The sequence below is a fragment of the Paraburkholderia mimosarum LMG 23256 = NBRC 106338 genome (assembly GCF_000739815.1).
Taxonomy (GTDB): domain Bacteria; phylum Pseudomonadota; class Gammaproteobacteria; order Burkholderiales; family Burkholderiaceae; genus Paraburkholderia; species Paraburkholderia mimosarum.
On the sequence record NZ_BBJJ01000007.1, the window covers coordinates 181,810 to 200,871 of the forward strand.

Genomic DNA, 19,062 nt, shown 5'->3' on the forward strand with positions numbered 1-19,062 from the left:
ACGACCGGGCACGCAGCTTCCCCGCAGTCGTCCGCAGTGGCCCGCATTGCCATCGCGCATCGGGGAGCGATGCATGGGATGGCACGAGGCGCCAGGACGCGCGGTGCCGCCGACAATGGAGACACCCGATGACACGTTTGCGTTTGCTGGGCCTGCGCGGTCGCCGCCGCGCCGGAAAATCCGCCGGGATCGTCGGCGACATTGCCGCACAGGCTGGCAGGCTCGGCATCGAGATCTGCGACGTCGCGGGCCATGTCGACGAAGTCGCCGCGCGCGTGCAGCGTCAGACCGAGGTCTGCCACGCCCTGCGCGAATCGGCGGCGCACACCCTCGCCGGCAATCACCAGATCGCCACGGCGGCACGCGCCATGCGCGAGCTGAGCGCCGGCACCGCCGCCACCGTGCAGCAGTCGCAGCAGACCATCGAGGAATCGCTCGCCGACATTCATGGTCTCGTGGAAGGCGTCACCGTCATCGAGACGCAGATCCGGGCGCTCAAGAGCGCGCTCGCGCATGTGTCGAAGGTTTCGGAGGAGATCTCGCTGATCGCGCGCCAAACCCAGCTCCTCGCGCTCAACGCCGCCATCGAAGCGGCGCGTGCGGGCGACTCGGGCAAGAGCTTCGCCGTGGTCGCGGCCGAGGTGAAGAACCTTTCGGCCAAAACCGCTCAGGCGACCGGCCAGATCGAGCAGACGCTCGGGCAGCTCACGCAGCAGACGGAACAGCTCATCGCCGAAGGCACCGCGAACACCGAACGCGCGCATCGCGTGCGCGAAGGCACGCACACGATCGGCGAGGCCGTGCACAGCACCGGGGACGCGATCCTGCAGCTCGACGAGCACGCTGGCCACATCGCCCAGCTCACGGGCGAGATCGAAACGAAGTGCGACGGGCTGGAAAGCCAGGTGAGCGAGATGGTCGCGGGCGTCGAGGATTCGGGCCGCAATTTCGTCCAGGCGAAGGATCAGCTCGGCAAGCTGCTCGAAGTGTCGGAAACGCTCATCGAGCTATCCGCCGCCACCGGCGTCGAGACCGACGACACGCGCTTCATCGAGACCGTGCAGCACGCGGCCGCCCAGGTCGGCAAGCTGTTCGAGGGCGCGCTCGCGCGCGGCGAAATCGGCGAGACGGCGCTGTTCGACGACGCCTATGCGCCGGTGCCGAACACGAACCCCCAGCAGCACCTCACGCGCTTCACGGCCTTCACCGACCGCGTGCTGCCCGCGATCCTCGAGCCGCTGCTGACGTTCGACGAACGCGTCGCGTTCTGCGTGGCGATCGATCCGCGCGGCTACATTCCGACGCACAACCGAAAGTTCTCGCACCCGCAAGGCGCCGATCCGGTGTGGAACGCAGCGAACTGCCGCAATCACCGCATCTTCAGCGACCGCGCCGGCCGCGCCGCGGGCTCGCACACCAAGCCTTTCCTGCTGCAAACCTACCGCCGCGACATGGGCGGCGGCACGTTCGTCATGATGAAGGACGCGTCCGCGCCGATCTTCGTGAACGGGCGGCACTGGGGTGGGCTGCGCATGGGGTATCGGCTGTAAGCCTCCAGCGCTCGACGCTCCAAAGCAAACGGCGCGCGGACATTGCCCGCGCGCCGTTCTGTCATGCGCCGCGAGGCGTCACGACGATCACACCGCCATCGCCATGCGCTTGCGCTCCGCGCGCTGCATGAAGTGGTTGCCGGCGATCACGCCGACGGTCACGACCGCGATGAACAGCGTGGCGAGCGCGTTCATCTCCGGGTTCAGGCCGAGGCGCACGCGCGAGAACACGACGAGCGGCAGCGTGGTCGAGCCCGGGCCCGAAAGGAACGCGGAGAGCACGAGATCGTCGATCGAGAGCGTGAACGAGAGAAGCCAGCCCGCGGCGAGCGCCTGCGAGATGAGCGGCAGCGTGATCTGGAAGAACACCTTGAACGGCGTCGCGCCGAGGTCCAGCGCGGCCTCTTCGAGCGACGGGTTCAATTCGCGCACACGCGACTGCACGATGATGGCGACATACGAAATGCACAGCATCACGTGGCCGATCCAGATCGTGAAGACGCCCCGCCCCGCGGGCCAGCCGATCAGCTTGCCCATTTCCACGAAGAGCAGCAGCAGCGAAATGCCCTGGATCACTTCGGGAATCACGAGCGGCGCACTGATCATGCCCGAGAAGAGCGTGAAGCCGCGAAAGCGCCCCATGCGCGCGAGCACGAAACCCGCCCACGTGCCGATGACCACCGAGGCGAAGGCCGTCAGCAGCGCGATGCGCAGCGAGAGCCACGCGGCGGTGATGAGTTCGTCGTCCGTGAGGAGCGCCTGATACCAGCGCGTGGAAAAACGCGTCCACACCGTCACGAGCTGAGACTCGTTGAACGAGTAGACGATCAGGCTCAGGATCGGGATATACAGGAACGCGAAGCCGAGGCCGAGCGCAATGAACTGCAGTACGCGATTGGGTTTCATTTGCCGCGGCCCTCCAGTTCCTTTGCCTGGTAGTGCTGGAACAGCGCCATCGGCACGAGCAGCAGGACGACCATCGCGCAGGTCACGGCGGAGGCCATCGGCCAGTCGGCATTGTCGAAGAACTCGTTCCACATGACGCGGCCGATCATCAGCGTATTCGCGCCGCCCAGCAGTTCAGGAATCACGTACTCGCCCACCGCCGGAATGAACACCAGGAGGCAGCCCGCGATGATGCCGTTCTTCGAGAGCGGCAGCGTGATTTCCACGAACGCGCGCCACGGTTTCGCGCCGAGATCGTAGGCGGCTTCGAGCAGCGTGAGGTCCATCTTGACGAGGTGCGCGTAGAGCGGCATCACGAGAAATGGCAGGTACGAATACACCATGCCGATATAGACGGCCGTGTTCGTGTGATACAGCTCGAGCGGCGAATGAATGATGCCGGTCGAGATCAGGAAATTGTTCAGCAGTCCGTTGTTCTTCAGGATGCCGATCCACGCGTACACACGAATCAGGAACGACGTCCAGAACGGCAGCATGACGGCCATCATGAGGACGTTGCGCGTAGCGGGATTCGAGCGTGCGATGTAATACGCCATCGGATAGCCGATCAGCAGACACAGCAGCGTCGAGATCGCCGCCACGACCACCGAATTCACGTAAGTCGCGAAGTACAGCGTGTCCTGGAGCAGGAACGCGTAGTGCGAGAAGTCGAGCGCGATGTGCCACACGCCCTCCGCGTACGACGTCAGCTCCGTATACGGCGGAATGCCGAGCTGCTGATCGGAGAAGCTGATCTTCACCACCAGGATGAACGGCACGAGGAAGAACAGCAGCAGCCAGAAGAAAGGGCCCGCCACCACGGCCGTGCGGCCCGTCAGATTGAAACGCTTGACGGGCCAGTAGACGATGTTCCTGAGCACGCCAGTCATGATGTCAGCACCACACCGGCCGAAGCGCTCCAGCGCACATAGACTTCGTCTTCCCACGTCGGCGAGTCGATCTCGGAGAGCGCGAGGCTCGACATGTTCGCGATCACGGTCTTGCCCGAATCGAGCTTCACGTGATAGAGCGAGTAGCCGCCCATGTACGCGATGTTCTTCACGACGCCCTTGCCCCAGTTGAACACGCCTTCGGGCGGCTTGCGGGTGAGCGCGATGCGCTCGGGCCGCACCGAGATCGTCACGGGCATGCCGAGCGGGCCCGTGATGCCGTGGTTCACGTAAAGGCGCACCGGCAGGTCCGCGCACTCGACGAACACGTGATCGGGCTCGTCTTCGACCACGTTGCCGTCGAAGAGATTGGTCGAGCCGATGAACTCCGCGGAGAAGCGGCTGTTCGGGAACTCGTAGACCTGGTTCGGCGTACCGAGCTGGACGATCTCGCCTTCGCTCATCACGGCGAGGCGTCCGGCCATCGTCATCGCCTCTTCCTGATCGTGCGTGACCATGATGCAGGTGACGCCGACCTTGTCGAGAATATTGACGAGTTCGATCTGCGTGCGCTGCCGAATCTGCTTGTCGAGCGCCGACATCGGCTCGTCGAGCAGGAGCAGCTTGGGGCGCTTGACGAGCGAACGCGCGAGCGCCACGCGCTGCTGCTGACCACCCGAAAGCTGATGCGGCTTGCGCTTCGCGAAGCGTGTCATCTGCACGAGTTCGAGGACTGCGGCCACGCGGTCTTTCAGCTCGCCTTTTTTCACGCCTTCCTGGCGCAACCCGAAACCGACGTTCGCCTCCACCGTCATGTGCGGAAAGAGCGCGTACGACTGGAACATCATGTTGACCGGGCGGCGGTACGGCGGCATCGAGGCGAGATCCTCGCCGTCGATCAGGATCTTGCCCGACGTGACGGTTTCGAGACCCGCTAGCATGCGCAGCAAGGTGGACTTGCCGCAGCCCGAACTGCCGAGCAGCGCGAACAGCTCGCCCTTTTTCACCGACAGATTGACGCCCTTGACGGCCGTCGTCTCGCCGAACTTCTTGACGACATCGACGATCTGCACGAAGTTGTCCGCGGCCGGATTTGCCGCGGCGAAGCCCGAAGGCAGCGCACCGGCGGCTGCCGGCGCGCTCGACTGGTCACTCATGATTCTCTCTGCCCTGCCTGTTTCTGCGCATATGCTGGACGGCGTTGACGAACAAAGCCCCCGGCAGCTTGCCGAGGGCTCGGGGTAAAACGGGAATTACCGCACACTGCCGTGTCAGCGGCCCGACTTGAACTCGGTCCACAGACGCGTCTGCAGACGCTGGATCTCAGGCGGCAGCGGCTTGAGCAGGAACAGCGTCTTCAGGACTTCGGGCGGCGGGTACACGGCCGGATCGTTGGCGATGTCCTTGTCGACGTACTTGCGCGCTTCCGCGTTCGCACTCGGGTAATAGACCGCGTTCGTGATCGCCGCGTGGACTTGCGGCGTCTCGATGTAGTTGATCCACTCGTGCGCGGCTTCCTTGTGCTGCGCATCCTTCGGGATGGTCATCACGTCAAACCAGATCGGCGCGCCGCCCTTCGGGATGAAGTACTCGATCTTGTAGGGCTTCTTCGCGTCGATCGCGCGATGCTTCGCGATCACGACGTCGCCCGACCAGCCGTAGGCGAAGCAGATGTCGCCGCCCACGAGGTCGTTGATGTAGCCCGACGAGTTGAACTGCGTGATGTACGGGCGGATCTTCTTCATCATCGCGAGCGCCGCGCGATAGTCGTCCGGCTTCGTCGAGAGCGGATCCTTGCCGATGTAGTGCAGCGCGGCCGCGAACATCTGGTCCGGCGCGTCGAGCACGGACACGCCGCAGGCCTTCAGCTTCGAGATGTTCTCGGGCTTGAAGAGAATGTCCCAGTTGTCGAGCGGCACGTTCTTGCCGAGGATCTGCTGCGCCTTCGTGACGTTATAGGCGAGGCCGGTCGTGCCGTACGCCCAGGGCACCGCGTACTTGTTGCCCGGATCCGCGCCGGCGACGAGCGCCATCAGTTGCGGATCGAGATACTTGAGGTTGGGGATCTTCGACTTGTCGAGCGGGGAGAAGATGCCGGCGGCGATCTGCTTGCCCGCGTAGTTGCTGGTCGGCACGACGATGTCGTAGCCCGAGTTGCCCGCGAGCAGCTTGGCCTGGAGCGTGTCGTCGCTGTCGTAGTTGTCGTACTTGACCTGAACGCCGGTCTGCCTGGTGAAGTTCGGAATCGTGTCCTTGGCGATGTAATCGGACCAGTTGTACACGTTCAGCTGCGTGTCCTTCGCCACCGACGTCATCCACGGCGCCGCGCACAGTGCGAGCACGGCCAGTTGCGCCACAACTCCTTTCTTCATCCCGTTCTCCGATCCTGACCGGTTTCCGCCGGCCGCTGCCTCGCCTCACGCCGCGCATCGTGTCACGTATGCGCGACTCCCCTGAACTTCACGAACCTACCATCAAACATGCCCGGCAAGAAAAAAAACGCCGACGTGTCGCGCAAACGGAACATGGGCCGTCAAATCTCGGCGATCCGCGCGCGGACGGTAAATCGCGCGCAATTTTAGCCGTTTCACGGGCCGTGTCCATAGAAAACCGCTTCGGTGGCGCATGCGCGCGACGTGCCGGGCAGCCCGCCCCGGCTCGCGCGCTCCAGCTTGCTATCGGCTTGCCGTCGGCTTGCAGTCGCGCGGTGGATTCGTCATGCATCGTCGCGGCACGTCGAAAGTGAGCGCAGGGCTGCCTCGCCCCGTATCGGTTAACATAGCGGCGTTTCGTCCAGAAGCCGGCGCGCCGAGCGCATCGGCGCGCCCCAAGGCTCCTCAATGGCATCCAATCTCCACGACCTCCCCGACAGCCCCTGCATCGGCGTGTGCTCGACCCTCTTCGACGACATCTGCAAAGGCTGCGGCCGCACCGCTGGGGAAGTCTCCAACTGGGTGTTCCTGAGCGACGAGGAAAAACGCGCCGTGTGGGAGCGCATCGAGCGCGAAGGCACCGCCATGCGCTTCCAGAAAGACCGCGCCTGAAAGACAAAACGCCGGTCGAGCCGGCGTTCGCGAGAGGGTTGGCTTCCCTTGTCGGTTAGTCCAACCTCCGTGAGGCGTACCTGGCGTCAGGAGACGGGGTCCGACGCAGTTTCGACACGTGCTCAAGCCAGCGCAAAGGCCGCCCGCTGTGCGGCCGCAGGCCGCGCAACGCCCGTCAGGAGCAGCTCCAGCAGGTCACGGACGCTGCGGATCGCATTGCCGAACGGCAACGCCTCGCGGCCGCGGAAGAACAGGCCGTTCGACACGTCGCCGCGCAACGCCGCGGCAAGGCGCGTGTCGATGCAGAAGTGCCCGAACTTTTCGATGCCGTCGCGCAGCCCGCAAGCCGAAAGGCATTCGAGGCCCGTCGGGCACGCGAGCTTGAGCGAGCCGATCTTGGCGCGAATGCGCGATTCGTTGCGCAGGTAACGTTCGAGCCACGGCGTTTTGACGGCGCGCGCGGGCAGCCCCGTTACGCTCACGAACTCGACGATGTCTTCGGGCTTCGCATCGGCGAGCACACGCTTGAACTCGGGGTGAGCGTCGCCCTCCTCGGTCACGGCGAACGGCGTGCCCACCTGCACGCCGTTGGCGCCCGCCTCGAGCCACTTACGCACCGCCTCGTGGCTGTTGATGCCGCCCGCCACGACGAGCGGCACGTCGCGCCGCGTAATGCCGAGCGTGGTGTACACGCCTTCGAGCTCCTCGAAAATCTGCGCGAACGCGAAGCGCTCGTTGCCCATGTCGGCAATGTCGGTCACGCCGAGGTGGCCGCCCGCGTGGGCGGGATGCTCGATCACGATGGCGTCGGGCAAGCGGCCCTTCTTCATCCACTTCTTGAGCACGAGCGCGACGCCGCGCGCATCGGAAAGGATCGGCACGAGCGCGATATCCACGCCCGCCGTGAGATCCGGCAGATCGAGCGGCAGGCCCGCGCCCATCACGATGGCGTCGGCGCCATGCTCGCACGCGGCCTGCACGTAGTCGGCATGCGCGTTCACCGCCTTCATGACGTTCACGGCGATCATGCCGTTGCCGCCGGCAAGCTTGCGCGCCTGCGCGATCTCGCGGCCGAGCGCGATGAGGTTCGCGCGAGCGAGCGTTTCATGCCGCGGGTCGGCGCGGCACATGTCGATGAGGTCGCTGTGATGGTGGCGCAGGTCGATGCTCGCGATCGTGCCGAGCGCACCTTCGCGCGCGACACTGCCGGCCAGCCGGTGCGCCGAGATGCCGACGCCCATGCCGCCCTGCACGACTGGCAGGAGTTGACGGCCGCGGATCTGAAGCGGCGCGAAGGAGTGTGCAGGAAACATGTTGTGCTCTGTCGATGACAAAGCGCTTATGGTCGCGCGTACCCCATATATGACATTGACAAACATCAAGCAAAAAACGCGGACACCCGCAAGGGAATCCGCGTTCATGATTTTTATCAACACGTCGCACTAAAAGATTTGCGATGGCGCGACGAGATGCCTCATCAGGATTTCGGGACCTTGAATTGCATCGACTTGTATTCGAGGTACTCCTCCAGGCCATACGCGCCGTTCTCGCGGCCGTGTCCCGACTGCTTGAAGCCGCCGAACGGCGCGGCCATGTTCCAGGTGCCGCCGTTGATGTCGATCTGGCCCGTGCGGATGCGGCGCGCCACGCGCACCGCGCGCTCGTCGCTGCCGGCCCAGACCGCGCCGCCGAGGCCGTAGAGCGAGTCGTTGGCAATCGCCACGGCGTCGTCCTCGTCCTTCGCCGTGAGAATCGTGAGCACCGGCCCGAAGATCTCTTCCTGCGCGAGGGCCGCATCGCGCGGTACCCGGCCGAATACGGTCGGCTTCACGAAGAAGCCCTGGGTCACGCCTTCCGGCATGCCGGGACCGCCCGTGACGAGCTCGGCGCCGTCGGCCAGGCCGCGCTCGATGTACTGCTGCACGCGCTGCTGCTGCGCTTTCGAGGCGAGCGGGCCCAGCTTCGCCTTCTCGTCGCGCGGATCGCCCACCGTGAACGCCTCGGCGGCCTGCTTCGCAAGGTCGCGCGCTTCTTCGTAGCGCGACTCGGGCACGATCATGCGCGTGTGCGCCGAGCAGGTTTGCCCCGAGTTGAGAAAGCACGCGGCCACCGTGCCCTTGACGGCGGCTGCAAGGTCCGCGTCGTCGAGCACGACGGCGGCCGACTTGCCACCCAGTTCCAGCGCCACGCGCTTGACGGTGGCCGACGCCACTTCCGACACGCGCTTGCCCGCGCGCGTCGAGCCCGTGAACGACACCATGTCGACGTCAGGATGGCGTGCGAGGAGTTCGCCGACCACCGGGCCATAGCCCGTCACCAGGTTGAACACGCCTGTGGGCAGGCCGGCTTCGTGAATCGCCTCGGCGAGCACGAACGCGTTGAGCGGCGCGATCTCCGAAGGCTTGAGCACGACGGTGCAGCCTGCGGCGAGCGCCGCGGCGACCTTCAGCGTGATCTGGTTGAGCGGATAGTTCCACGGCGTGATGGCCGCGACGACGCCCACCGGCTCGCGCACGACGAGCGAATTGCCGACGCGCTCCTCGTACTGGAACGCGCTCGCGAGCTTCGCATAAGCGCCCCAGTTGTACACGGGGCCGCCCACCTGAATGGCGCGCGCGAGCTTGAGCGGCATGCCTACTTCGCCTGCGATGATTTGCGCGAGTTCGTCGGTGCGGGCCTTGAGGTTGTCGGCGATTTTCTGCAGCAAGGCCCCGCGCTCGGCCGCGGGCGTCGCCGCCCAGCCGTCGAAGGCGGCGCGCGCGGCGGCGACGGCCGCCTCGGCGTCGGCTTCGACGCCTTCGGGAATGCGGCCCATGACCGCTTCGGTGCCCGAGTCGATCACGTCGATCGTGCCCTTGCCGTGCGGCGCGACCCATTGGCCGTTGATGTAGAACTGCGTGTAGTGGTTCATGGGCTTCTGTCTCCGTATTCGTGTTCAGCGTTCGCAGTTTCAGCGCGGTCTTGCCGCGGCGATCCTGCATTCTAGCGTGGTTGACGCTTACGTAAAGCCGATAGAAACACGCACCGCCTGGCCTCAAGAACAAAACGGGCGACGCTCACGCGCCGCCCGTTTTCGTTTCACGCCTCGATCAGGCCGATCGAAACTCAATGCAAGCCCTGGCTCGCCAGGAAATCCTCGTAGTTGCCGCTGTAGTCCTTGATCGTACCGTCCGTCCTCACCTCGATGATGCGGTTGGCGAGACCGTTCACGAACTCGCGGTCGTGGGACACGAACACGAGCGTGCCCTCGAACTTTTCGAGCGCGATCTGCAGCGATTCGATCGATTCCATGTCCATGTGGTTCGTGGGCTCGTCCATGAGCAGCACATTGTGGCGGCCCAGCATCAGCTTGCCCCAGATCATGCGGCCCTTCTCGCCGCCCGACAGCACCTTGACCGACTTGCGGATGTCGTCCGCGTTGAAGAGCAGACGACCCAGCGTGCCGCGCACCGACTGCTCGTCGTCGCCTTCCTGGCGGTACTGGTCGATCCACTCCATCAGCGTGACGTCGTTCGGGAACTCTTCGTACGTGTCCTGCGGCATGTAGCCCACGTTCGCGTTCTCGGCCCACTTCACCGAGCCGTTATCGAGCGGCAGGTTGCCCAGCAGCGAACGCAGCAGCGTGGTCTTGCCCGCGCCGTTCTCGCCGATGATCGCGATACGCTCGCCCGGCTGGACGCTGATGCTGAATTTGTTGAAGATGCGGCGCTCGTACGTCTTCGTGATCTCTTCCGCGACCACGGCGATGTTGTGCAGCTTCTTTTCGAACTCGAAGCGGATGAACGGGTTCTGGCGCGACGAGGGCTTGAATTCCTCGATCTTGATCTTGTCGATCATCTTCAGGCGGCTGGTGGCCTGACGCGCCTTCGACTTGTTGGCCGAGAAGCGGCGCACGAAGTCCTGCAGGTCGGCCACGCGCTCCTTCGCCTTCTGGTTCGCGGCCTGCTGGCGCTCGCGCGCCTGCGCCGACGCCAGCATGTAGTCGTCGTAGTTGCCCGGCCAGACCTTGAGCGTGCCGTAGTCCATGTCCGCCATGTGCGTGCAGACCTGGTTTAGGAAGTGGCGATCGTGGGAAATGATGATCATCGTCGAGTTGTACTCGTTCAGAACATCTTCCAGCCAGCGGATCGAGTTGATGTCGAGGTTGTTGGTCGGTTCGTCGAGCAGCAGCACGTCCGGCTTCGAGAACAGCGCCTGCGCGAGCAGCACGCGCAGCTTCCAGCCCGGCGCCACGCCGCTCATCGGGCCATTGTGGAATTCCGTGCCGATGCCGATGCCGAGCAGCAGTTCGCCCGCGCGCGCTTCGGCTGTGTAGCCGTCGTATTCGGCGAACTTCGCCTCCAGCTCGGCGGCGTGCATGTAGTCGTCGTCCGTCGCTTCGGGGTTCGCATAGATCGCGTCGCGCTCGGTCATCGCGGCCCACATCTCGGTGTGGCCCATCATGACGACGTCGAGCACGCGCACGTCTTCATACGCGAACTGGTCCTGGCGCAGCTTGCCCAGACGCACGTTCGGTTCGAGGATCACGTTGCCCGAGCTCTGCTCGAGGTCGCCGCCCAGGATCTTCATGAACGTGGACTTGCCGCAACCGTTCGCGCCGATCAGGCCATAGCGGTTGCCTTCGCCGAATTTGACCGAGATATTCTCGAACAAGGGCTTCGGCCCGAATTGCATGGTGATGTTGGCGGTAGAGAGCACAGCGCGTCCCGGTAAGTAGATCGACGAAAAACCTGTAATTTTAGCAGGTTATGCCACTTCACGCGCAAGTTCCAGCCGCATGAGGACCATGCAATGACCAGCAATAAGGGCCGCACGGCGGTACCTCGCGAGCACCGGCACGGCGCGCGAAACCGGTGCGGATCGCATAAGCGCGAAGGGCCCCGCCTCGCGAGCGTGACACAGCAAGCGGCGCCGAATGAGGCCGGCTCAGCGGCGTTCGTTACAACCGGGGCCGCATCGCCCGCTGCGACTCGATGGCCTCAGGCCTCGCCTTTGCGAGGCGTCTGCAGCACGTCGATGAAACCTGAGAAGTCGGCCTGGGCAAGACCCATCGCTGCCGCGAGACGCAGCAATTGCTGGACCGTGCCGGAGACGGGCATCGGCGTGCCGGTTTGCGCGGCGGCCGCGGCGACCGTGTCCACGTCTTTCTGGAATGTCTTGAGCGCGCCGATGGGCTCGAGCCCGTCCTGCGTCATGCGCGGCACGAACGTGCGCAAGAGCGTCGAATCGGCCCAGCCGCCCGCGAGCGCTTCGGGCAGCTTCGCCGCGTCGATGCCGCTGCGGCGCGCAAGGCTGACTGCCTCGGCAATCGCGGCGACCGTGGCCGTGACGATCGCCTGGTTGCACAGCTTCGTGGTCTGGCCCGCGCCGGCGGCGCCCATATGCGTGACGCGCGCTGCGTAGGCGGAAAGGATCGGCGTGACGGCATCGACGTCCGCCATGGCACCGCCCGCCATGACCGCTAGCGTGCCGTTCTGCGCGCCCGCCACGCCGCCCGACACCGGGGCGTCGATCCAGCCTACGCCATATGCCGCCGCGCGCTCGGCGAGCCTGCGCGTCGCGTCGGGCGGGATGCTCGAATGATCGACGATGCGACGCACGCGCACGCCTTTGCCGGTGGCATCGGTCAGCAGGCCCGCTGCGCCGAAAACCACGGATTCGACGGCTGCCGCATCCGCGACGCAAAGCAGCACCACATCGGCGGCGCGCGCGAGTTCGGCGGGCGTCGCGGCCACCTGCGCGCCTTCGGCAACCAACGCCTCGGCCTTCGCCGGCGTGCGATTCCACACGCGAACCGCGTGCCCCGCGCGTAGCAAATGGCGGATCATCGGCGCCCCCATCAGTCCCGGTCCGCAAAAGCCCAATACCTGCTCGTCCATCTTTTTCGTCTCCTGCCTCGTCTGCTCCAATCGTCGCGCGCCTCGTCGCAAGCGCACGGCGAGGCCCGACTTCGTGCGAGGCGCCATGATAACCGGCCCCGGACACGGCCATGTTGCGTCCGGATCGTGGCGCGTTACCTATACTCGATTGACGCGCCCTAGCCGCGCGGCCTCCGAGGAGACACTGCCATGAGCGACCACGTCTACAAGCAGATCGAGCTTACCGGCTCGTCCACGGTATCCAGCGACGACGCGATCCGCTGCGCCATTGCGCGCGCGTCGAAGACGCTGCGCTACCTGCACTGGTTCGAAGTCGTGGAAACGCGCGGACTGATCGAAAACGACCAGATCTCGCACTGGCAGGTCACGATCAAGGTCGGCATCCGCATCGACGACTGAAGGCGGCCCGAAAGCAAAACGGCTGCGCGTTGCCCGTGAGGCTCGCGCAGCCGCGTTGCGTGCAGACGCTGCAATCATCCGACGAAGAGACTCGCGCCGCGCAGGGTGGCGGCGCGAGCGCGTCTGACACGCTTACTTCGGCAGCGAGCCGTCCACGCCTTCGACGTACCAGTTCAGGCGCTGCAGTTCCGGATCGGTCAGCGTCTTGCCGGCCGGCACCTTCACCGCGCCCGTCTGGTCCTTGATCGGGCCCGTGAAGACGTCCCACTTGCCGCCCGCGATCGCTTCGCGCTTCGCGGCGACGGCCTTTTGCGCATCGGCCGAAAGCTCGCTCGTGTTGACGTCGCCGAGATCGACGGCTTTTTGCGGGATGCCCCACCACACGGGATCGTTCTTCCACTTGCCGTCCAGCACCTGCTGGATCGCGGCGACGTAATAGACGCCCCAGTTCGCTTCGACCGAGCCGAGATGCGCGTGCGGACCGAACTTCTTCATGTTCGAATCCCAGCCGAACGCGTGGACCTTCTTCTCTTCGGCGGTGGCGAGCGTGGCGCTCGAATCGGTGTTTTGCAGCAGCACGTCGGCGCCCTGGCCGATCAGCGTTTCGGCGGCCTGCTTCTCCTTGCCCGGATCGAACCAGCTATTGATCCAGATGACCTTGGTGTGCACCTTCGGGTTCACCGAGCGCGCGCCGAGCGTGTACGCGTTGATGTTGCGCACCACCTCGGGAATCGGCACCGACGCCACGAAGCCGAGCGTGTTGGTCTTCGTCGCGTAGCCTGCCGCGACGCCCGCGAGATACGCGCCCTGATACATGCGCACGTCATACGTGCCGAAGTTCGGCGCCTTCTTGTAGCCCGTGGCGTGGAGGAACACGGTGTCCGGGAAGTCCTTCGCGACCTTCAGCTGAAAGTCCTGATAGCCGAAGCTCGTGCCGAAGATGATCTTGTTGCCCTTGCTGGCGAGATCACGGAACACGCGCTCCGAATCCGCCGATTCCGGCACGTTTTCCACGCGCGTGATCTTGATCCTGTTGCCGAACTTCTGCTCGGCGGCCTTCGACCCCTGATCGTGCGCGAAGGTCCAGCCGGCATCGCCCGGATTGCCGAGATAGACGAACGCGACGCCCGGCGCGTCGGCGGCCTGGGCCGCGGGCACGAGGGCCGCCATGCCGCACGTGGCGGCGACGGCGAAAGCGGTCAGGATGGTTTTTTTCATCGAGGATTCTCCTGTCGTGGATGGGATAACTGCGAGCGTTCGACGCGTGTTGGTCAGCATTGCGGATGACGTCCGTCGCTCAGGCGGCCCCACCTGGGCGGCTCCGTCTAGGCGGCGCCACCTAGGCGGCCCCACCTAGGCGGCCCCAAAGAACGGTTTGCCGAGCGAGGCCGGCGCGTTCAGGCGGATCGTGTTCGGATTGCGCGAAATGAGCACGAGCACGACGATCGTCGCGACGTACGGCAGCATGGCAAGAAACTGCGTGGGCACCGGCACCCCCACGGCCTGCGCGTAAAACTGCGCGCCCGTGACCGCGCCGAAGAGCAGCGCGCCGATCAGCAGGCGCCCCGGCCGCCACGTCGCGAACACCACGAGCGCGAGCGCGATCCAGCCGCGCCCCGCCGTGATCTGCTCCTGCCACAAATGCAGCTGCACGACCGAGTAGTAGCTGCCCGCGAGGCCGGCCATCGCGCCGCCGAAGGCCGTTGCGCCATAGCGCACGCCGATCACGGGAAAGCCCACCGAATGCGCGACTTGCGGCGACTCGCCCACCGAGCGCAGCACGAGTCCGGCGCGCGTGCGATAGAGGAACCACGCGACCACGGCGAACATGATGAACGCGAGGTAATCGACGGGCGTGAGGCTGAAGAACGCCTGCCCGACCACGGGCAGTTGCGAGAGCCCCGGAATCGGCCACGCTGCGATGGTGGCCGACGCGGCGGCCGATGTATAGGGCTTGCCCACGTATGCCGAAAGCCCGACGCCGAAGATCGTGAGCGAGAGTCCCGTGGCGACCTGGTTGGCGAGCATGGTGAGCACGAGAAAGCCGAACAGCAACGACATCACGACGCCCGCCGCCATGCCCGCGAGCAGACCGAGCCACGGACTGCCCGTAATCGTCGTGACCGCGTAGCCCGTAACGGCGCCCATCAGCATCATGCCTTCCACGCCGAGATTGAGGACGCCCGACTTCTCGGTCACGAGCTCGCCCACGCCCGCGAACATGAGCGGGATGGCGGCAGTGACGGCGCTCGATGCGAGCGAGCTGGCTTGCTGGATATCCATGTCGTTAGACCCGTGTCGTTTTTCTCTGGATGGGCTGGTCAGTTCGCGGCGGCGACCGGATGGCGGCGGCGCACGCGATAGTTCACGAAGAGGTCCGCGCCGAGCAGGCAGAACAGCAGCAGCCCCTGGAACACCCCGGAAAGCGCCTGCGGCAATTGCAGCGAAGTCTGCACGGCTTCGCCGCCCAGATAGAGCAGCGCCATCAACAGGCTCGCGAGCACGATGCCGACCGGATGCAGACGCCCCACGAACACGACGATGATCGCCGTGAAACCGTAGCCCGGCGACCACGTCGCCTGCAGCTGGCCGATGGGACCGGCAATCTCGCCCATGCCCGCGAGACCCGCGAGCCCCCCGGAAAGCAGCAGCGATGTCCAGATCGTCTTTTTCTCCGAGAAGCCCGCGTAGCGCGCGGCGAGCGGCGCGAGCCCGCCCACGCTCATGCGGTAGCCCGCGAAGCTGCGGCGCATGAAGAGCCAGACGAGCGGAATCGCCGCGAGCGTGAGGAAAATCGATGCGTTCAGCCGCGTGCCGCGCAGCCAGTGGATGCGCCAGTCGCCGCCGAAGGTCGGATAAAGTGCGTCGCCGCTGAACATTTCGGAGAGCGGAAAGTTCATGCCGTTCGGATCGCGCCATGGGCCGCTCACGAGCCAGATCAGCAACTGCGTGGCGACATAGGTGAGCATCAGGCTCGTGAGAATTTCGTTGGTGTTGAAACGGCTCTTGAGCCAGGCGGGAATCGCCGCCCAGGCCATGCCGCCCAGCACGCCCGCGAGCATCATGAGGAACAGGATCCACCAGCCCGTTGCTTGATCGAAGTAGATCGCCACGCCGCTCGCCGCGATGCCGCCCAGCACCATTTGCCCTTCCGCGCCGATGTTCCAGACGTTGGCGCGATAGCCCGCCGCGAGACCGAGCGCGATCAGGCACAAGGGCGAGGCCTTGAGCAACAGTTCGGACCACCCATTGATGGTCGAAAGCGGCTCGATGAAGAACGCGTGCATTGCCTGCACGGGATCGCGGCCCACGAGGCCGAAGATCAGGAAGCCGATGGCGAGCGTCAGCAGCGCCGCGATCAACGGCACGGCGATGCGCACCGTGCGTGACGGCGTCGTGCGGGCTTCGAGTCGGTACGGGAGGATCATGGTGAAGAAGTGGGTGATCAGTCTCGGGGTGGATGTTGCGCGCGCCCCGTGTGGCTGGAGCGCGTTGTTGCGGCCGCGCGTCAGGCGTTCGCTACGGTCTGCGCCGGGGGCTCGCCGTCCGGGCGGCCACCGCCGTCGCCATGATTGGCGCGCTCCCCGAAGAGGCCCGCCATCCAGCGGCCAATTTCTTCGGCGTTCGTCTCGCCTGTCAAACGCGCGGGAGAAAGGCGCCCGCCCGCGAGCACCGCAATGCGATCGCAGATGTCGAAGAGTTCTTCCAGTTCCTCCGAGATCACGAGTATCGCCACGCCGCGCGCCGAAAGATCGAGCAGTTGTTGGCGGATGAAGGCCGCCGCGCCCACGTCCACGCCCCACGTGGGCTGCGCGACCACGAGCACCTTCGGCGCCTGGAGAATTTCGCGCCCTACGATGTACTTCTGCAGGTTGCCGCCCGAGAGGCTTTGCGCGAGCGCATCGGGACCGCCGCAGCGCACGTCGAACGCGCCGATGCAACGCTCGGCGAACGCGCGCATCGCGCCGGTCCTGAGCCACCCGGAACGCACCATCCCTTCGCGATGCGCCGTGAGCAAGGCGTTTTCGGCAAGCGACATGGCCGGCACCGCGCCACGCCCAAGCCGCTCTTCCGGCACGAACGCAAAACCGAGCTTGCGACGCGCGCCCGCCGAAAGGCGTCCCGCGGGCTTGCCGCAAATCTTGACCGTATCGGCTGGCGCGCCGTGGCGGCTCGCCTGCGCCTCGCCGGAGAGCGCGGCGAGCAATTCCGCCTGGCCGTTGCCCGAAACCCCCGCAATGCCGAGGATTTCGCCCGCATGCACGCCGAACGAAACGTCGGCGAGCGACGTGCCGAACGGATCGTCGCTCGGCATCGACAGATGCTTGACTTCGAGCAGCACGTCGCCGGGCGTGTGGGCGCGGCGCGTGTAGTCGGGCAGCTCGCGTCCGACCATCAGCCGCGCGAGCGACGCATGCGTCTCCTCGCGAGGAATCACGTTGCCCGTGACCTTGCCGCCGCGCAGCACGGTGGCCGTGTCGCACAGCTCCTGGATCTCATCGAGCTTGTGGCTGATATAGAGAATGCTGCAGCCTTCCGATGCGAGGCGGCGCAGCGTGCCGAACAGCTTGCGCACCGCCTGCGGCGTGAGCACCGAAGTCGGCTCGTCCATGATCAGAAGACGCGGGTTCTGCAGCAGGCAGCGCACGATCTCCACACGCTGACGCTCGCCCACCGTGAGGCTGTGCACATGGCGCTGCGGATCGATGTCGAGGCCGTATTGCACCGACACCTCGCGAATGCGCTTGCCGAGCGTTTTCAGGTCGAACGGCTCGTCGAGCGAGAGCGCGATGTTCTCGCCCACCGTCAGCGTTTCGAACAACGAAAAATGCTGGAACACCATGCCGATGCCGAGCTTGCGCGCCGCGGCCGGACTCGCGATTTCGACGGCCTCGCCTTCCCAGCGGATCTCGCCCGCGTCCGGCCGCACCGCGCCGTAGACGATCTTCATGAGCGTGCTCTTGCCCGCGCCGTTCTCGCCGAGCAAGGCGTGGATCTCTCCAGGCGCGACCGAGAGCGTGACGTCGTCGTTCGCGCGCACCGCCGGGTACTGCTTCGTGATGCCGGCAAGCGCGAGGCGCGGCACGCCCGGGGCTCGCACGTCGTCATGCATGCCCGTTGCCTGACGTGAAGGAGAATCGCCCATGAAAGTTCCGCCGTTGTCCGTTATTGCTGCCTGAAAGCCGTTTGAATCGTGCTGCCTCGCACGGGCGTCGTGCACCGCCGCGCGGGGGTGACGATACCTGTTAGCCCAGCCAACGTCGAGCCGACAAAATTCGCCGTTGCCGCGGCGAGTGCCGCGCTGCGCAGCCCGCTCGGGATAAGCCTCGCTTGACGCCACTTTTTGTCCATATTAAAAACGATATACCCCCAAGCCTTATCGATCAGCCCGAACATATAATCGGAGAATTCATGAGTCAGCAACGCGAGGCGATCGACACTTACCTCTTGCGCGTCTTGCACACGCTCCTGATGGAGCGCAGCGTGACACGCGCCGCCGTCAAGCTCAATCAGTCCCAGCCCGCCATCAGCGCGGCGCTGCGGCGCCTGCGCGACATCACGGGCGACCCGCTCCTCGTGCGCGGCAAGTCCGGCATGGTGCCGACCGAGTATGGCCTGCGCCTGCTCGAACCCGTACAGAACGCGCTGCGCGAGATCGAGCGCATCCGCTTCCAGCAGCACAATTTCGATCCGGCCACGTCCATCCGCTGTTACCGGATCGGCTGCCCCGACTATCTGAACGTCCTGTTCGTGCCGACCGTCGTCGAGCGCTTTCGCCAGGCCGCGCCCAACGCGACGCTCGAATTCCACTCGCTCGGCCCCGCGTTCGACTACGAACTCGCGCTCGAGGAAGGCAAGCTCGATATCGTCATCGGCAACTGGCCCGAGCCGCCGGAGCAGTTGCACCTCTCGAACCTGTTCGTCGACCAGATCGTCTGCCTGATGAGCAATACGCACCCGTTCGCCAAGCGCGGCGCGCTCACGCTCGACCAGTACCTCAACGCGCCGCACCTCGCGCCCACGCCCTATTCCGTGGGCCAGCGCGGCGCCATCGACGTGCACCTCGCGCGCGAGCGCCTCAAGCGCCACGTGGTCGTCACGCTGCCGTACTTCAATCTCGCGCCCTACGTGCTCATCAAGTCGGACCTGATCTTCACGACCACGCGCCTCTTCGCCGACCACTATGCGCGCTTCCTGCCGCTCACGGTCGTGCCCGCGCCGCTCGACTTCCCGCCGATGCAGTACTACCAGTTGTGGCACGAACGCTGTCATTACTCGGACGAAGTGCGCTGGTTGCGCGGCCTCGTCGCCGAAGCGACGAAAACGCTGATCGACAAGCCTTGAGGACCACGGC

16 protein-coding genes are annotated in these 19,062 nt (G+C 65.4%); 4 read left to right on the plus strand and 12 right to left on the minus strand.

Features of this window, described 5'->3' with window-relative positions:
• Nucleotides 1–128 precede the first annotated feature (128 nt).
• Nucleotides 129–1,550: a methyl-accepting chemotaxis protein gene (locus BMI01S_RS08410; protein ID WP_036045175.1), complete on the plus strand. Its 1,422-nt coding sequence runs from the start codon at nucleotides 129–131 to the stop codon at nucleotides 1,548–1,550.
• A gap of 87 nt (nucleotides 1,551–1,637) precedes the next feature.
• Here BMI01S_RS08410 and BMI01S_RS08415 read toward each other — a convergent pair whose 3' ends face one another.
• From BMI01S_RS08415 to BMI01S_RS08430, 4 genes are all read right to left on the minus strand, one after another.
• On the minus strand, nucleotides 1,638–2,456 hold the full coding sequence (locus BMI01S_RS08415) for an ABC transporter permease subunit (protein ID WP_028211482.1): 819 nt from the start codon (nucleotides 2,454–2,456) through the stop codon (nucleotides 1,638–1,640).
• Nucleotides 2,453–3,385, minus strand: a complete 933-nt coding sequence (locus BMI01S_RS08420; RefSeq protein WP_028211481.1) for an ABC transporter permease subunit — start codon at nucleotides 3,383–3,385, stop codon at nucleotides 2,453–2,455. Before BMI01S_RS08420 ends, BMI01S_RS08415 begins: the two co-directional genes overlap by 4 nt.
• On the minus strand, nucleotides 3,382–4,542 hold the full coding sequence (locus BMI01S_RS08425) for an ABC transporter ATP-binding protein (protein WP_036018712.1): 1,161 nt from the start codon (nucleotides 4,540–4,542) through the stop codon (nucleotides 3,382–3,384). The genes BMI01S_RS08420 and BMI01S_RS08425 overlap by 4 nt, the downstream gene beginning before the upstream one ends.
• 114 nt (nucleotides 4,543–4,656) lie before the next feature.
• Nucleotides 4,657–5,757, minus strand: a complete 1,101-nt coding sequence (locus BMI01S_RS08430) for a polyamine ABC transporter substrate-binding protein (protein ID WP_028231268.1) — start codon at nucleotides 5,755–5,757, stop codon at nucleotides 4,657–4,659.
• 468 nt (nucleotides 5,758–6,225) lie between these two features.
• On the opposite strand from BMI01S_RS08430, the gene BMI01S_RS08435 reads away from it, so the two are divergent.
• Nucleotides 6,226–6,429, plus strand: a complete 204-nt coding sequence (locus BMI01S_RS08435) for a DUF1289 domain-containing protein (RefSeq protein WP_028211478.1) — start codon at nucleotides 6,226–6,228, stop codon at nucleotides 6,427–6,429.
• 122 nt (nucleotides 6,430–6,551) lie between these two features.
• On the opposite strand, the gene BMI01S_RS08440 is transcribed toward BMI01S_RS08435, so the two are convergent.
• From BMI01S_RS08440 to BMI01S_RS08455, 4 genes are all read right to left on the minus strand, one after another.
• Entirely contained in the window at nucleotides 6,552–7,742 is a 1,191-nt protein-coding gene (locus tag BMI01S_RS08440) for an NAD(P)H-dependent flavin oxidoreductase (protein WP_028231267.1), read from the minus strand.
• 164 nt (nucleotides 7,743–7,906) lie between these two features.
• On the minus strand, nucleotides 7,907–9,340 hold the full coding sequence (locus BMI01S_RS08445; RefSeq protein ID WP_028231266.1) for an aldehyde dehydrogenase family protein: 1,434 nt from the start codon (nucleotides 9,338–9,340) through the stop codon (nucleotides 7,907–7,909).
• Between the two features lie 194 nt (nucleotides 9,341–9,534).
• On the minus strand, nucleotides 9,535–11,127 hold the full coding sequence (locus tag BMI01S_RS08450; RefSeq protein WP_028211475.1) for an ABC-F family ATPase: 1,593 nt from the start codon (nucleotides 11,125–11,127) through the stop codon (nucleotides 9,535–9,537).
• A 281-nt stretch (nucleotides 11,128–11,408) separates the two neighbouring features.
• Nucleotides 11,409–12,308, minus strand: coding sequence for an NAD(P)-dependent oxidoreductase (locus tag BMI01S_RS08455; protein WP_042288879.1), 900 nt, complete (start codon nucleotides 12,306–12,308; stop codon nucleotides 11,409–11,411).
• A gap of 189 nt (nucleotides 12,309–12,497) precedes the next feature.
• Here BMI01S_RS08455 and BMI01S_RS08460 point away from each other — a divergent pair, with 189 nt between their 5' ends.
• The gene (locus BMI01S_RS08460; protein WP_028211473.1) at nucleotides 12,498–12,707 is read left to right on the plus strand and encodes a dodecin; all 210 of its coding nucleotides are present in this window, start codon (nucleotides 12,498–12,500) and stop codon (nucleotides 12,705–12,707) included.
• Nucleotides 12,708–12,839: 132 nt separating this feature from the next.
• Here the strand turns inward: BMI01S_RS08460 and BMI01S_RS08465 are convergent, their stop codons facing one another.
• From BMI01S_RS08465 to BMI01S_RS08480, 4 genes are all read right to left on the minus strand, one after another.
• A complete protein-coding gene (locus BMI01S_RS08465; protein ID WP_028211472.1) occupies nucleotides 12,840–13,925 on the minus strand; it encodes a BMP family ABC transporter substrate-binding protein in 1,086 nt (361 codons plus the stop codon).
• Between the two features lie 135 nt (nucleotides 13,926–14,060).
• Complete coding sequence (locus BMI01S_RS08470) at nucleotides 14,061–14,990, minus strand: ABC transporter permease (protein ID WP_028211471.1); 930 nt, start codon at nucleotides 14,988–14,990, stop codon at nucleotides 14,061–14,063.
• Between the two features lie 38 nt (nucleotides 14,991–15,028).
• Nucleotides 15,029–16,135, minus strand: coding sequence for an ABC transporter permease (locus BMI01S_RS08475; protein WP_028211470.1), 1,107 nt, complete (start codon nucleotides 16,133–16,135; stop codon nucleotides 15,029–15,031).
• An 80-nt stretch (nucleotides 16,136–16,215) separates the two neighbouring features.
• On the minus strand, nucleotides 16,216–17,853 hold the full coding sequence (locus BMI01S_RS08480; RefSeq protein WP_028211469.1) for an ABC transporter ATP-binding protein: 1,638 nt from the start codon (nucleotides 17,851–17,853) through the stop codon (nucleotides 16,216–16,218).
• A gap of 266 nt (nucleotides 17,854–18,119) precedes the next feature.
• On the opposite strand from BMI01S_RS08480, the gene BMI01S_RS08490 reads away from it, so the two are divergent.
• Nucleotides 18,120–19,052, plus strand: a complete 933-nt coding sequence (locus tag BMI01S_RS08490; protein WP_028211467.1) for a LysR substrate-binding domain-containing protein — start codon at nucleotides 18,120–18,122, stop codon at nucleotides 19,050–19,052.
• Nucleotides 19,053–19,062: the final 10 nt, after the last annotated feature.